14 protein-coding genes are annotated in these 14,137 nt (G+C 70.9%); 4 read left to right on the top strand and 10 right to left on the bottom strand.

The features are described 5' to 3' along the window. Positions 1–3: 3 nt before the first annotated feature. On the bottom strand, positions 4–1,263 hold the full coding sequence (locus CLV71_RS13200) for a serine hydroxymethyltransferase (RefSeq protein WP_133902991.1): 1,260 nt from the start codon (positions 1,261–1,263) through the stop codon (positions 4–6). 68 nt (positions 1,264–1,331) lie between these two features. On the opposite strand from CLV71_RS13200, the gene ppk2 reads away from it, so the two are divergent. After that, positions 1,332–2,114: a polyphosphate kinase 2 gene (gene ppk2 / locus CLV71_RS13195; protein ID WP_133902990.1), complete on the top strand. Its 783-nt coding sequence runs from the start codon at positions 1,332–1,334 to the stop codon at positions 2,112–2,114. On the opposite strand, the gene CLV71_RS13190 is transcribed toward ppk2, so the two are convergent. Beyond that, positions 2,111–2,737, bottom strand: a complete 627-nt coding sequence (locus CLV71_RS13190) for a hypothetical protein (protein WP_133902989.1) — start codon at positions 2,735–2,737, stop codon at positions 2,111–2,113. The two genes, ppk2 and CLV71_RS13190, sit on opposite strands and share 4 nt — an antisense overlap. A gap of 66 nt (positions 2,738–2,803) precedes the next feature. Here CLV71_RS13190 and CLV71_RS13185 point away from each other — a divergent pair, with 66 nt between their 5' ends. Both CLV71_RS13185 and CLV71_RS13180 read left to right on the top strand, forming a co-directional pair. Further along, complete coding sequence (locus CLV71_RS13185) at positions 2,804–3,625, top strand: hypothetical protein (protein ID WP_133902988.1); 822 nt, start codon at positions 2,804–2,806, stop codon at positions 3,623–3,625. A gap of 14 nt (positions 3,626–3,639) precedes the next feature. Beyond that, positions 3,640–4,287, top strand: a complete 648-nt coding sequence (locus CLV71_RS13180) for an L-threonylcarbamoyladenylate synthase (RefSeq protein ID WP_133902987.1) — start codon at positions 3,640–3,642, stop codon at positions 4,285–4,287. A gap of 3 nt (positions 4,288–4,290) precedes the next feature. Here the strand turns inward: CLV71_RS13180 and prmC are convergent, their stop codons facing one another. The 3 genes from prmC to rpmE form a co-directional block, all read right to left on the bottom strand. Beyond that, positions 4,291–5,136, bottom strand: a complete 846-nt coding sequence (gene prmC, locus CLV71_RS13175; RefSeq protein WP_133902986.1) for a peptide chain release factor N(5)-glutamine methyltransferase — start codon at positions 5,134–5,136, stop codon at positions 4,291–4,293. A gap of 5 nt (positions 5,137–5,141) precedes the next feature. Beyond that, positions 5,142–6,221 (bottom strand): peptide chain release factor 1, encoded by a 1,080-nt coding sequence (gene prfA / locus CLV71_RS13170; RefSeq protein WP_133902985.1) that lies wholly within the window; start codon positions 6,219–6,221, stop codon positions 5,142–5,144. Between the two features lie 78 nt (positions 6,222–6,299). Next, positions 6,300–6,521 (bottom strand): 50S ribosomal protein L31, encoded by a 222-nt coding sequence (gene rpmE / locus CLV71_RS13165; protein WP_133902984.1) that lies wholly within the window; start codon positions 6,519–6,521, stop codon positions 6,300–6,302. Positions 6,522–6,764: 243 nt separating this feature from the next. Between rpmE and CLV71_RS13160 the strand changes: the two genes are divergently transcribed. Next, positions 6,765–7,139 carry a hypothetical protein gene (locus CLV71_RS13160; protein ID WP_133902983.1) on the top strand — a complete coding sequence of 125 codons (375 nt, stop codon included), beginning with the start codon at positions 6,765–6,767 and terminating at the stop codon, positions 7,137–7,139. On the opposite strand, the gene rho is transcribed toward CLV71_RS13160, so the two are convergent. The 5 genes from rho to lysA form a co-directional block, all read right to left on the bottom strand. Continuing rightward, entirely contained in the window at positions 7,126–9,105 is a 1,980-nt protein-coding gene (rho, locus tag CLV71_RS13155; RefSeq protein ID WP_133902982.1) for a transcription termination factor Rho, read from the bottom strand. The genes CLV71_RS13160 and rho overlap by 14 nt on opposite strands. A gap of 338 nt (positions 9,106–9,443) precedes the next feature. Continuing rightward, positions 9,444–10,334: a homoserine kinase gene (gene thrB, locus CLV71_RS13150; RefSeq protein WP_133902981.1), complete on the bottom strand. Its 891-nt coding sequence runs from the start codon at positions 10,332–10,334 to the stop codon at positions 9,444–9,446. Further along, positions 10,331–11,413 carry a threonine synthase gene (gene thrC / locus CLV71_RS13145; RefSeq protein ID WP_133902980.1) on the bottom strand — a complete coding sequence of 361 codons (1,083 nt, stop codon included), beginning with the start codon at positions 11,411–11,413 and terminating at the stop codon, positions 10,331–10,333. The genes thrB and thrC overlap by 4 nt, the downstream gene beginning before the upstream one ends. 2 nt (positions 11,414–11,415) lie before the next feature. Continuing rightward, on the bottom strand, positions 11,416–12,699 hold the full coding sequence (locus CLV71_RS13140) for a homoserine dehydrogenase (protein ID WP_133902979.1): 1,284 nt from the start codon (positions 12,697–12,699) through the stop codon (positions 11,416–11,418). Further along, positions 12,696–14,135: a diaminopimelate decarboxylase gene (lysA, locus tag CLV71_RS13135; protein WP_133902978.1), complete on the bottom strand. Its 1,440-nt coding sequence runs from the start codon at positions 14,133–14,135 to the stop codon at positions 12,696–12,698. Before lysA ends, CLV71_RS13140 begins: the two co-directional genes overlap by 4 nt. Positions 14,136–14,137 lie beyond the last annotated feature (2 nt).

Here is a 14,137-nt window from a genome sequence, read left to right as displayed (position 1 = left end):
CGTTCAGTCCCGGGGGTAGGCGGGGTGGGCGGCGGTGAGCATGCCGACGGCGGCGGCGACCTGCTCGGCGTGCTCGGGTTCGCGCAGCGCGCGGCCGATGAGACGGGCGATCTCCACCATCTCCGGCTCGGTCATGCCCTGGGTGGTCACGCTCGGCGACCCGACGCGGATCCCGGACGCGTCGGCGGGCGGCGCCGGGTCGAACGGGATCTCGTTTCTGTCGAGCGTGATGTCCGCGGCGCCACACCGGCGCACGGCCTCGGCGCCGGTGATGCCCAGCGGCCGGACGTCGAGCAGCGCCAGGTGGGTGTCGGTGCCGCCGGAGACGGCCCGCATGCCCTCGCCCTCGAGGCCCTTCGCGAGCGAGGTGGCGTTGGCGACGACCTGTGTGGCGTAGTTCTGGTACTCGATGGTCGCGGCCTCCTTCATGGCGACCGCCTTCGCCGCGACCGCCTGCATGAGCGGGCCGCCCTGGGTGAACGGGTGCACGGCCTCGTCGACGGCCTTCGCGTGCTCGGCGCGGCACAGGACCATGCCGCCACGCGGGCCGCGCAGCACCTTGTGCGTGCTGAAGGTGACGACGTCGGCGAACGGCACCGGCGACGGGATGACCTTGCCCGCGACCAGCCCGATGACGTGGGCTGCGTCGACCATGAGGATCGCGCCGACCTCGTCGGCCACGGAACGGAACGCGGCGAAGTCGATGAGCCTCGGGTAGGACGACGCGCCTGCGATGATCATGCGCGGCCGGTGCGCCAGCGCCAGGTCGCGCAGCTGGTCGTAGTCGATCAGCTCGGTGTCCCGGTGGACGCCGTAGGCGACCGGCCGGTACCAGCGGCCGGAGAAGTTGGTCCTGGAACCGTGCGTGAAGTGACCGCCCGCGACCAGGTCCATCGCGAGGACGACGTCACCCGGCTCGCAGAAGGCCGCGTAGGCGGCGAGGTTGGCCGACGCGCCGGTGTGCGGCTGCAGGTTGGCGTGCTCGGCGCCGAACAGCTCCTTGGCGCGGGCGATCCCGATCTCCTCGGCGACGTCGACGCGCTCGCAGCCGCCGTAGTCACGGCGGCCCGGGTAGCCGTTGGCGTACTTGTTGGAGAGCGTCGAGCCCAGCGCGGCCAGTACGGCCGGGCTGGCGAGGTTCTCGCCGGCGATCAGCTGCAGGCCGCCGCGTAGGCGGTCCAGCTCACCGAGCACCACGTCGGCGATCTCGGGATCCGTGCCTGCGAGCGTTTCGAAGTCCGGGCCCCAGAACGGCGTGTTCACCCCTGCTGCTTCTCTCTCGTGGCTGTCGTGCCGCGCCAGGCTACCGCTACCGGGGTTACCGTTCGGTGGTGACCAAGCTCAAGAAGGCCGACTACGAGGCGGCACTCGCGAAGCTGCACCTCGAACTGGTGAAGCTGCAGGACTGGGTGGCCAACCAGGGCCTGCGGGTCGCCGTGTTGTTCGAGGGCCGCGACGCGGCGGGCAAGGGCGGCGCGATCAAGCGGATCACCGAGCCGCTGAACCCCCGCGTGTGCAAGGTCGCCGCGCTCGGCACGCCCACCGAGCGGGAGAAGTCCCAGTGGTACTTCCAGCGGTACGTCTCGCACCTGCCGGCGGCCGGCGAGATGGTCCTGTTCGACCGGTCCTGGTACAACCGGGCGGGCGTCGAGCACGTGATGGGCTTCTGCACCGACGCCGAGTACCGCGAGTTCCTCCGGTCGGCGCCCGAGTTCGAGCGCATGCTGACCCGCTCGGGCCTCATCCTGGTCAAGTACTGGTTCTCGGTGTCGGACGACGAGCAGGAGAAGCGCTTCCAGGAGCGCATGTCCGACCGCATGAAGCGGTGGAAGATCTCGCCGATGGACCTGGAGGCGCGGCGGCGCTGGTTCGACTACTCCAAGGCCAAGGACGCGATGTTCGCGCACACCGACGTCGAGGACTCGCCGTGGTGGGTGGTGGAGGCCGACTCGAAGAAGCGTGCGCGGCTGAACTGCATCTCCCACCTGCTGTCCCAGGTGCCGTACAAGGACGTGGACGCACCGGTCCTGGAGATGCCGCCCCGCGGCCCGGCCGACCCGGACTACGAGCGCCCGCCGAAGGACTCGATGCGCTACGTCCCCGAGGCGTACTAGGGACGGGAGTTGGCCACCATCGCGTCGTAGACGGGCTTCATGCGGGACCACTGGTCGTCCGGGGCCGAGGCGATGACGAAGTACTCGGTCGTGTCGACCAGCCAGTAGAGGGCGTGCACGCGTTGTGGTCCGGCGCCGTCCTGGTGGGTGAACTCCCACTCGACCGCCGGGTGACCACCGTACGTAGCGCTGTTCAGATCGACCCGGCGGTAGTCGGTGGTGCGCTCGGCGAACCGCTGCTCGTAGGACAGGTGCACGCCGACGAGGTCCGGCGAGGTCATCGGCGCGCCGCCGTAGCTGACGATCCGGCCGGGCTCGGACGGGTCGACGGCACGCATGGCGCCCGGCCCACCGGCGGCGACGGTCTGCCACCCGTCCGGGACGACCGTCTCGATGCCCGCGGGGCCGTTCACCCGGCTGAACCCGGCGGGCGCCGGGCTGACCATGATCTCGGGAGCCTGGCCGCCGTCCTCGGAGATGTAGCTCGTCGGGTTGCCCGCGGCCGGTACCTCGGCCTTGGGCATGGTCAGCAGCACGACGCCGACTGCGGCACTCACCACGAGGTAGGCAGCCGCGAACGCCCACGCGACCCACCGCGAGTTGAGCGACCGGATGCTCGCCACCAGTTTCACCTCGACAACCCCCCGACACGGGCCTACTGAGAGTAACCTGCCCGCCGAGGTGATCCAATGCTTCGAGCGTGGCAGGACGTGGTCGTCAAATGGCGACTCCTGCCGGACGACCACCCCGCCGACCTGCGGGATGCTGATCAGCACTCGCATCGTGGCCGGTCAGCCCTGGTCGGCGGACGACTCGACGAGGCGCTCGCCGAGTTCGAGGCCGCGGCGAGCCTACGCCCCGATCCACTCGATCGGGTGGGTGTCGGTGACGTGTTTCTCGCCAGAGGTGCCTGGGGACTGGCCGAGGAGAACTACCGGGCGGCCCTGAACGCGGGTGGCGTCGGCGCGCTGATGGCGCAGATCGGCCTCGCTCTCGTGCAGACGGGCCGGGGCAACGCGGCAGGCGCGGTCGCCGACCTCGAGCTGCTCGTCGCGGACCGGCCCGACGACCCGACGCTGCGGTACTACCTGGCGAGCGCCTGGTTCTCGGCGGCCGAGCAGTGCCGCGCCCGCACGGCCGACGACACCCTGGTCATCACCAGCGAGACCCAGCTGCGGGTGTGCGAGGACGCGGGCAGACGCATCCTGGCGCTGGAGCCGGGTGACGAGGAACTCAGAAAAGGCGCGGAGCGGCTGCTCGCCGAGGTCGCGGCGGGCAGGCGGTGGACGTGGTCGCCGGAGGGCATCGCGGTGAGCCTCGCCGTGCTGACGGTGGCACTCGGCATGATCACCGTGGTCGCGGGCGGTTTGCTGAGCAACGTGCTGGTGGTGCTCGTCGGTGTGCTCGCCGGGGCGGTCCTGCTGTACGCGATCGTGTCCCGCTTCCGCAGGCAGACGTGGCGCAGGAGAGCGGCCGAGCTGGCCCCGGACATCGTCAGGCGTGGTGTCTAGCTAGAGTCACCGCCGTGAGTGTGGTGTACGACTGCGCGCAGTCGCCCGATCGTGAGGACGGCCTCGCCGCCGCGGCGAGCGCGGTCCGCGCCGGCCGCCTCGTGGTCATCCCGACCGACACGGTCTACGGCATCGGCGCGGACGCCTTCTCGGCCTCTGCCGTGCGTGCGCTGCTGGCGGCGAAGAACCGCGGCCCCGACATGCCGGTCGGCGTGCTGGTCGGCTCGTGGCAGACGATCGACGGCCTGGTGCTGTCGGTCCCCCGCCCGGCCCGCCTGCTCGTCGAGGCGTTCTGGCCGGGTGACGTGTCGATCGTGCTCCCCCACGCCCCGTCGCTGTCGTGGGACCTCGGCCACACCGACGGCACGGTCATGCTGCGCATGCCACTGCACCCGGTGGCGATCGAGCTGCTCCGCGAGGTCGGCCCGATGGCGGTGTCGTCGGCCAACGTGTCCGGCAGGCCGCCCGCGTCGACCGCACAGGACGCGCGGGAACAGCTCGGCGAGTCGGTCTCGGTCTACCTGGACGGCGGTCCGTCCGGCGACCCGGTCCCCTCCACGATCGTCGACCTCTCCGGCGACGAGCCCGTGATCCTGCGTGAGGGCGCGGTCTCGACGGCCGCGATCGCCGAGGCCCTCGGCGAAGAGGTCCGCACCCGCTGAGCCTCAGGCGCGGTGGGCGGTCACGAACCGGGGGCGGCCGGCCAGGTCGGCGTGGTCCTCGACTCCGGTGAGGACCTTCCTGGCCGACAGCAGGGCCGGGACGGACTCGGCGTGGGTGTCGTCGTGTTCCATGCCCACCGCGCCGCCGACGCGGAGCAGACGGGCCGCGAGGGTCACCACCGGCCTGATCACCGACAGGCCGTCGGCACCAGCGAAGACCGCCCCGAACGGGTCGTGCTCGCTCACCTCCGGCGGCACCGGCGTGTCGACTGGCACGTAGGGCGGGTTGCACAGCACGAGGTCGACGGAACCGTCCAGCTCGGCGAACAGCGACGGGTCCGTCACGTCACCCGCGTGCAGGCGGACCGTGGTGTCGCCGAGGTTTCTGCGTGCCCACGCCAACGCCGTCGGGTCGATCTCCACGGCGTGGACGGTCGCGTCAGGACGGGACGTCGCCACCGCCAGCGCCAGCGCACCCGAACCAGTGCACAGGTCCACGACGACGGGGCCGGGTCTGTCCACGAGGAACTCCAGGCCCCAGGTGAGCAGCTGTTCGGTCTCCGGGCGCGGCACGAACACGCCGGGTCCGACATCGACGGTCACCGGGCCGAACGGCGCCCAGCCGACCAGGTGCTGCAGCGGGACCCGCTTGGCGCGCTCCCGGACGAGGCCCGCGATCGCGTCCACCACCTCGCGGTCCACCATGGGCGTCAGCAGGAGCTTGCCGCGGGGCACGTCGAGCACGTGGGCCGCGATCAGCTCGGCGTCGGCCCGGGGGGACGGGACGCCCGCCTCGGCGAGGACGCGTTGCGCCTCCATGATGGCCAGGCGCAGGAGCTGTCGGCTCACGGAGGTCAGGCGCTCTGGTGCGCGGCGAGGCGCTCGTCGCGGTCCGCGGTGGCCAGTGCGTCCAGCACGCCGTCCAGGTCGCCGTTGAGCACCTGGTCCAGGTTGTACGACTTGTAGTTCACCCGGTGGTCGGAGATGCGGTTCTCGGGGAAGTTGTACGTGCGGATGCGCTCGGAACGGTCCACCGTGCGGACCTGGCTGCGGCGGGCGTCGGCGGCCTGCTTCGCGGCCTCCTCCTCGGCGAGCGCGGCCATCCGGGCCCTGAGCACCTGCATCGCGCGGGTCTTGTTCTGCAACTGACTGCGCTCGTTCTGGCAGGACACCACGATGCCCGTGGGCAGGTGGGTGATCCGCACGGCCGAGTCGGTGGTGTTGACGCTCTGACCACCCTTGCCCGACGAGCGGAACACGTCGATGCGCAGGTCCTTCTCCGGGATCTCCACGTCCTCGACCGCGTCCTGCATGTCCGGGTACACCAGCACGCCCGCGGCCGACGTGTGGATGCGGCCCTGCGACTCCGTCGCGGGCACACGCTGGACCCGGTGCACGCCGCCCTCGAACTTCAGGCGGGACCACACGCCGTCCGCGACGGGGGTCTTCGAGCGGATCGTGACCGTCGCGTCCTTGTAGCCGCCGAGCTCGGTCTCCGTGCCGTCGAGGACCTCGGACTGCCAGCCGTGCTTCTCGGCGTAACGCAGGTACATGCGCAGGAGGTCACCGGCGAACAGGGCCGACTCGTCGCCGCCCTCACCGGACTTGATCTCCATGATGAGGTCGTCGCCGTCGTGGGGGTCGCGGGGCAGGAGCAGCTCGGTGAGCTTGGTCTCCAGCGCGGGCACGCGGGCCTCCAGGGAGGCGGCCTCCTCGGCGAACGCCTCGTCCTCGGCGCCCAGCTCACGCGCGGTCGCCAGGTCGTCCTGGGCACGCTCCAGCTCGCGGAACGCGCGGACGATCGGGGTCAGCTCCGCGTAGCGTTTGCCCAGCTTGCGGGCACGGGCCTGGTCGCCGTGCACGGCGGGGTCGGCGAGCGACTTCTCCAGCTCGTCGTACTCGCCGAGCAGCTCACCGAGTGATGACGCGTCCACGAGGGGTCCTTCCAGAGCACTTCCGCAAACATGAAAACGGCGCCCACCCCGGGTTCGGGGTGGACGCCGTGAACGAAGCTACTTGGTCTTCTTCTCCCGCTTGCCGTAGCGGGCCTCGAAGCGCGCGACCCGGCCGCCGGTGTCCAGGATCTTCTGCTTGCCCGTGTAGAACGGGTGGCAGTTCGAGCAGACCTCGACGTGGATGCTGCCCGACTTCTTGGTGCTGTGCGTGGTGAACGTGTTCCCACACCCGCAGCTGACCTCGGTCACGACGTACTCGGGGTGAATTCCGGTCTTCACAGATCTTGCCCTTTCTCGGTGGCCGCCGGGTCCCCGTACCTGGGGTGAACCGGAGCCGGACTCGACCTAACAGTCTGCCAGACTGGCTGACAGTGGTTCCAACATGCCCCGGGAACGTGGTATTCCGGGACCTTCGTCCGGGACTTTCGGCTTCGACCGCTCAACGCGAGGCGGCGTCCTCCGGCCCCAGCCAATCCGATTGGGTGACGCGAAGGCGGGCGAGGTCGTCGCACACTCCTTGACGTGCTCAAACTCGCCGGCCGACCGCTGCCACTCCACATGTGGCTGGCCGTGCCCATCCTCTTCGCGGACGCGGTGATCGGGGTCACCGCGTTCCTCGGCATCCTGCTCGGCGCGGAGTGGCAGGTGACCCTGTCCCCCGCGCTGTTCGGCTCCGCGGCGGCGGTCACCGCCCTCATCGGGGTCGGCGCCGAGTGGCCCAGGTCTCGCCAGGTGTGCGTGCGCCTCGGCTACGCGGCCGCGTTGTTCGTGACCGGGCTGCTGGTCGGCGGCGTCACCGTGCCCACCCTGGTGGCGATCCCGGTCAGCCTGCCGGCACTGGTCACCATCGGGTGCCTGTGCCGGCAGGAGCGACCGAGCGCGCTCAGTCGTCGTTGACCGAGGGTGTGTTCTTCGCCACCTGCATCAGGAACTCGATGTTGGTGCGGGTCTTGCGCAGCTGGGTCAGCAGCAGGTCGATGGCCTGCTGGTTGTCCAGTGCGTGCAGCACACGGCGCAGCTTGACCGTGACCGCCAGCTCGTCCGGCGAGAGCAGCAGCTCTTCCTTGCGGGTGCTGGAGGCGTCCACGTTGACGGCCGGGAACGTGCGCTTGTCGGCGATCTTGCGGTCGAGGACGAGCTCGGCGTTACCCGTGCCCTTGAACTCCTCGAAGATCACCGTGTCACCGGCAGAGCCGGTCTCGACCAGCGCGGTGGCGAAGATGGTCAGCGAGCCACCGTCTTCGATGTTGCGCGCGGCGCCGAGGAACCGCTTCGGCGGGTACAGCGCCGTCGAGTCGACGCCACCGGACAGGATCCGGCCGGACGCCGGTGCCGCCAGGTTGTACGCACGGCCCAGGCGGGTGATCGAGTCGAGCAGCACGACGACGTCGTGGCCCATCTCGACCAGGCGCTTGGCCCGCTCGATCGACAGCTCGGCCACCGTGGTGTGGTCGCCGGGCGGACGGTCGAAGGTCGAGGCGATGACCTCACCCTTCACCGACCGCTGCATGTCGGTGACCTCTTCAGGACGCTCGTCCACGAGCACGACCATCAGGTAGCACTCGGGGTTGTTCGTCGTGATCGCGTTCGCGATGGCCTGCAGGACCGACGTCTTACCGGCCTTCGGCGGCGAGACGATCAGTGCGCGCTGTCCCTTGCCGACCGGCATCACCAGGTCGATGACACGGGTCGTGAGGATGTGCGACTCGGACTCGAGGCGCAGACGCTCGTTCGGGTACAGCGGCGTCAGCTTCGTGAACTCGGGGCGGTTGCGCGCCTGGTCCGGGTCCAGTCCGTTGATCGTCTCCACACGCACCAGCGGGTTGAACTTCTGCCGCTGCTGCTCGCCCTCACGCGGCTGGCGCACCATGCCGGTGATCGCGTCACCACGACGCAGGCCGTACTTGCGGACCAGCGACAGCGACACGTAGACGTCGTTCGGGCCCGCGAGGTAGCCGGAGGTACGCACGAACGCGTAGTTCTCCAGCACGTCGAGCACACCGGCGACCGGCAGCAGGACGTCGTCGTCGCGCACCTCGGTGTCCGGGTTGTCGCTGCGGCCACCACTGCCGGTGCCGCTGCTGCTGCCCCGGCGACGGCGATCGCGGAACCGGCGACCGCGACGGCGACCACCGTCCTCGTCGTCGTCATCGTCCACGTCGTTGTTGACCGGCCTGCTGTTGCGCTGGTCGCCGCGACCCTCCTGGTTGCGGTCCTGGTTGCGGTCCTGGTTCCGGCCGTTCCTGCGATCGTTGTTCCGGTCGCTGTTGCGGTCGTTGCCACGCTCGCCAGAGCGGTCACCGGTGCGCTCGCCACGGTCGCGGCCGCCCCGGTCCTCGCGCTTGTCGCCACCCTGCGGCCTGTCGTCCGCCGCTGCCGGCCGCTCCTCGGGACGCTGCTGCTTGGCGTCCTGGTCCGGCGCGCCTGCCGAGCGGCTCGCGCTGCGACGGCGACGGTTGCCGTCGCGGCGGCCACCGTCGTCAGAACCGGCGTCCAGCTGCTCGACGGGCTGTTCGGCCTTGGGCTCCGCGACGGGTGCGGCTGCCTCGACCTTGGCCTTCCTGGGTGAGTCGTCGATGCCGAGAGGAAGCGTGTCGGAAGTCGCCTTCGCGGCCGACTTGGCCGCACTCCCGGACTGCCGCTCCTTGATGGCGGCGATGAGGTCACCCTTTCGCATCCCGGCAGTGCCGGTGATGCCGAGCTGGCCGGCGAGCTCCCGCAGCTCCGCCAGGACCATGCCGGTCAAACCGGCACGACGCTTGGTACCCCCGTTCGCGCTCGCGCGCGCTGTGTTTTCGGCCGCATTGGCGTCGGCGACCGTGCCATTGGCAGTGTCACTGCCCAGCAGATCAGTGTTGCTCACTCATGTCCTTCCTGACCAGGTCCCCGCCTCCTGAGGTGGACCCGTGAACCAGCGGACCGCCGTTCGTTGAACAGAGACGGCGTGCTCCGCGGCCTCGCCAACGCGGAGCGTTCCTCCCCGCAGCTTTCGGACGGCTTTCGGTATCCGTCATCGCCGACTCCAACCCCGAAAACAAGGCCGAGTCGCCGACTGAACGGAAGATGCGACCCGAGGAAAGAAACCCCGGGAACGACACCGGGCGCCCGTACGCGCGGTGACTGAACGCCCCTGAGGGTAGACGCACACCTGTCCGGGTGCAACAACCGGGGTGTCGGCGTGGCTAATCTCGACAACGTTCGCTACCTGCTGTTTGTTCCGTTCGCCTCGATCGTCGTGCCCGTTCGGGCGATCGCCAGTGGCCGCACGGTGAAGCCCGCCGTGTCGAGCCCGGCGGGCAGGACACCGCCTGCCGGCACGGCGAACACGGTCGGACCGGCGCCGGAAACCATTGCCGGCACACCGTTTTCCCGGAGTTCACGCACCATTCGCATAGTGGCGGGCCAGGCACTCGCGCGATACTCCTGGTGGAGCCGGTCCTCCGTCGCGGTCAGCAACAGGTCAGGCCTGGTGGTCAGCGCGTGCACCGTGAGGGCGCAGCGGCCCGCGGCGAACGCGGCGTCCCTGTGCGGAATGTTGTCGGGAAGCAACCCGCGTGTGACCGACGTCGTGGACCGGCTGTCGGGAACGAGCACGACGGGAGACACGTCCTGGTGCGGTTCGAGCCGCACCGCGCGGAACCTCGACCCTTCCGACCAGGCCAGCACCAGCCCGCCGTACAGCGAGGCAGCCGCGTTGTCGGCGTGCCCCTCGAACTCGGCGGCGAGCTGCAGCGCGTGCTCGTCGAGGGGCTTGCCGGCCAGCCCGTACGCGGCGGCGACCCCCGCGACGATCGCGGCAGCCGACGAGCCGAGGCCCCTGGCGTGCGGGATCGCGTTGTGGCAGCGCAGCGACACGCCGGGCACCTCGACGCCGAGGAAGTCGAGGGCCGTCCGCAACGCGCGCACGACCAGGTGGGACTCGTCGGTCGGCACCTCGCTCGCGCACTCGCCGGTGACGACGACGTCGAGAGAACCGCTGGTCACGGCCACCTCGACGGTGTCGTGCAGGTCCAGCGCCATGCCGAGCGCGTCGAAGCCGGGGCCCAGGTTGGCGGTGGACGCGGGCACCCGGACCTGGACGGAGTCGGTCATGCCAGTTCGAGTGCTGCCGCGACCGCGTGCGGCTCGACGGGGATGGCCTCCACCTCGGGCATCTCCGCCAGCACGGTGTCCGGGTCCTTGAGGCCGTGGCCGGTGACCGTGCACACCACGACCGAGCCCGCCGGGATACGGCCGTCGGCGGCCGTGACCAGCAGGCCGGCGATGCTCGTGGCCGACGCGGGCTCGACGAAGACACCCTCGCGGCGGGCGAGCAGGTGGTAGGCGGCCAGGATCTGGTCGTCGGTGACGGCGTCGATGAGGCCGTTCGACTCGTCGCGGGCGCTGATCGCGCCGGTCCACGACGCCGGGTCGCCAACGCGGATGGCGGTCGCGATGGTGTCCGGGTTCTTGACCGGCGAGCCGTGCACGAGCGGTGCCGCGCCGGCGGCCTGGAAGCCGAACATCCTGGGCAGAGCGGCGATCACGCCGTCGCGGGCGTAGGCGCGGTACCCGCTCCAGTAGGCGGTGATGTTGCCCGCGTTGCCCACCGGCAGGCAGTGGATGTCCGGGGCGCGGCCGAGCACGTCGCAGACCTCCCACGCGGCGCTCTGCTGGCCGACCAGCCGCACCGGGTTGACGGAGTTGACCAGCTCGATCGGGTACTCCGTCGAGGTCTTGCGGGCCAGCTCGAGGCAGTCGTCGAAGTTGCCGTCGACCTGCAGGATCCGCGCGCCGTAGACGACCGCCTGGGCGAGCTTGCCCTTCGCGATCTTGCCGCTCGGCACGAGGACCGCGCAGTTCAGGCCGGCACGCGCGGCGTACGCGGCGGCCGAGGCCGACGTGTTGCCGGTGGACGCGCAGATCACGCCGGCCACACCGGACGCGAGGGCGTAGGTCATGGCCACGGTCATGCCGCGGTCCTTGAACGAGCCGGTCGGGTTGGCGCCCTCGACCTTGAGGTACACGCGGCAGCCGGACAGCTCGGACAGGTGCGGTGCCGCGACCAGCGGCGTGCCGCCCTCGTGCAGCGTGACCGGGACCGCGCCGTCGGGCAGCTCGATCCGGCCCGCGTAGGCCGCGATGACACCCGGCCACCCTGGCTGCACGCCGGGAGAAGCCTCGACAGTCATGATCATTCTCCTTCGACGCGCATGACGCTGGCGACCTCGTGCACCGACGGCATGCCGGCCACTTTGTCCACTGTGGACCGAAGCGCCTCGTCCGGCGCGGAGTGTGTGACGATCACGAGACTCGCGTCGGTGCCGCGGCCCTGCTGGCTCACGGCGGCGATGCTCACGTCGTGGTCGGCGAACACCGAGGCCACCGACGACAGCACGCCCGCGCGGTCGGCCACGTCGAGGCTGACGTGGTAGCGGGTGTTCACCTGGGCGATCGGCTGGACGGACAGCTCGGCGTAGGACGACTCCCCCGGGCCCCTGCCGCCGCTGACCTTGTTGCGTGCCACGGCGACCAGGTCGCCGAGCACCGCGCTGGCCGTCGGCGCGCCACCGGCGCCCTGGCCGTAGAACATGAGCGAGCCGGCCGCGTCGGCCTCGACGAAGACCGCGTTGTACGCGCCGCCGACACTCGCGAGCGGGTGCGTGCGCGGGATCATCGCCGGGTGCACGCGCACCGCGACGCTGTCGTGGATGCGCTCGCAGATCGCGAGCAGTTTGATGGTCCTGCCAAGGGTTTTCGCCGCGGCGATGTCGGCAGGGGTGACCGCGGCGATGCCCTCGCGGTACACGTCGGCGGCGGTCACCCTGGTGTGGAAGGCGATCGAGGCGAGGATGGCCGCCTTCGACGCGGCGTCATAGCCGTCGACGTCGGCCGTCGGGTCCGCCTCCGCGTAGCCGAGCCTGGCCGCCTCGTCGAGGGTCTCCGCGTAGCTCGCGCCGGTCGCGTCCATCGCGGACAGGATGAAGTTGGTGGTGCCGTTGACGATCCCCATCACCCGGTTGATGCGGTCACCGGCGAGCGACTCCCGAAGTGGTCGCACCAAAGGGATCGCGCCCGCGACGGCCGCCTCGAAGTAGAGGTCCGCACCGGCGGACTCGGCCGCGGCGAACAGGTCGGCCGCGTGCTCGGCGAGCAGCGCCTTGTTGGCGGTGACGACCGACTTCCCGCTGCGCAGTGCGGTCACGAGCAGCCCGCGCACCGGCTCGATACCGCCGACGACCTCGACCACGATGTCCACATCGGACCGGACGAGCGCCTCGGCGTCGGTGGTGAGCAGGTGGCTCGGCACGTCCGGATGGCGGTTGGGCCTGCGTACCGCGACGCCGGCCAGCTCGATGGGCGCGCCGACACGTGCCGCGAGGTCGTCCGCCTGCGAGTCGAGCAGCCGCATCACCTGTGCGCCGACGGTGCCACGGCCGAGCATGGCCACCCGGACGGGCTTTCGACCCTCCTTCACGGACCGACCTCCAGGCGCAGCAGGTCGTCGAGGGTCTCCCTGCGCAGCAGCAGACGGGCCTCGCCGCCGCGGACGGCGACGACCGCGGGACGCACCAACCTGTTGTAGGAGCTGGCCATCGCATAGCAGTACGCACCCGTCGCGGCGACCGCGACCAGGTCGCCGGGCGCGAGGTTGTCCGGCAGCCAGCAGTCCCGCACGACCACGTCGCCGGACTCGCAGTGCTTGCCGACCACGCGTGACAGGGTCGCCTCGGTGCCGCGCTCCCCCTCGCCGCTCGACCGCGACACGAGCCTGCAGTCGTACAGCGCGTCGTACAGCGCGGTGCGGATGTTGTCGCTCATGCCGCCGTCGACGCTGACGTACCGGCGCGCCGCCCCGTGACCCAGCTCGACGTCCTTGGTCGTGCCCACCTCGTAGAGCGTCACCGTGCCCGGCCCGACGATCGCGCGGCCCGGCTCGACGGCGATCCTCGGCATCGGCAGGCCCGCCTGCTCGGACTCCTTGGACACGATGGTGCGCAGCTGCTCGGCGAGCCAGCCGGGCGGCGGCGGGTCGTCGTCGGCCGTGTAGGCGATGCCGAGGCCGCCGCCGAGGTCCACGGTGGTCACCGAGGCCATGGCGTCGTCGCCGTGTTCCTTGTGCAGCTCGGCGAGCAGGCCGATCACGCGGTGCGCGGACAGCTCGAACGCGTTGGCGTCGAAGATCTGCGAGCCGATGTGGCTGTGCAGCCCGACGAGCCGCAGCCCCGGCGAGCGCAGCACCCGGCGCACCGCCTCGGCCGAGGCGCCACCCGCCAGCGAGAAGCCGAACTTCTGGTCCTCGTGCGCGGTCGCGATGTACTCGTGCGTGTGTGCCTCGACGCCGACCGTCACGCGCACCAGCACGTTCTGCGTGACGCCGCGGTCGCGGGCGATCCGGTCGAGCCGCGCGATCTCGAAGAACGAGTCGAGCACGACCGCGCCGACCCCGGCCTCGACCGCCGCGGTCAGCTCGTCGACCGACTTGTTGTTGCCGTGCAACGTGATCCGCTCCGGCGGGAACTCCGCGCGCAACGCGATCGCCAGCTCGCCGCCGCTGCACACGTCCAGCGAGAGGCCCTCCTCGGCCACCCACCGCGCGATCTGCACGGACAGGAACGCCTTGGCCGCGTAGTGCACGAGTGCCGGGTCGCCGAAGGCACGCGCGTGGTCGCGGCAGCGGGACCGGAAGTCGTCCTCGTCCACCACGAACAGCGGCGTGCCGAACTCCCGCGCCAGCTCGCGGACGTCGACGCCCGCGAGCCGCGCCACCCCCTCGTCGTCACGGGATGCGTTGCGGGGCCACACTTCCGGCAGCAGCCGGTCCAGCTCGTCCGGTGTGGACGGTCGCGGTCCTGCGGTGTTGCTCGGCAGAAGAACTTCCGCGTGTCGGGGACCTGCGGGATGCGCCCTCATGG

Origin of the sequence: Actinophytocola oryzae (assembly GCF_004364325.1) — a bacterium.
GTDB lineage: Bacteria > Actinomycetota > Actinomycetes > Mycobacteriales > Pseudonocardiaceae > Actinophytocola > Actinophytocola oryzae.
The sequence above is the reverse complement of the archived record's forward strand: the minus strand, read 5'-3'. Positions and strand labels throughout refer to the sequence as shown.

Excerpts from the sequence above, each read along its gene's own strand:
- lysA (WP_133902978.1), bottom strand. The coding sequence starts at position 14,135 with ATGAGGGCGCATCCCGCAGGTCCCCGACACGCGGAAGTTCTTCTGCCG.
- thrC (WP_133902980.1), bottom strand. The coding sequence starts at position 11,413 with ATGACTGTCGAGGCTTCTCCCGGCGTGCAGCCAGGGTGGCCGGGTGTC.
- thrB (WP_133902981.1), bottom strand. The coding sequence starts at position 10,334 with ATGACCGACTCCGTCCAGGTCCGGGTGCCCGCGTCCACCGCCAACCTG.
- CLV71_RS13185 (WP_133902988.1), top strand. The coding sequence starts at position 2,804 with ATGCTTCGAGCGTGGCAGGACGTGGTCGTCAAATGGCGACTCCTGCCG.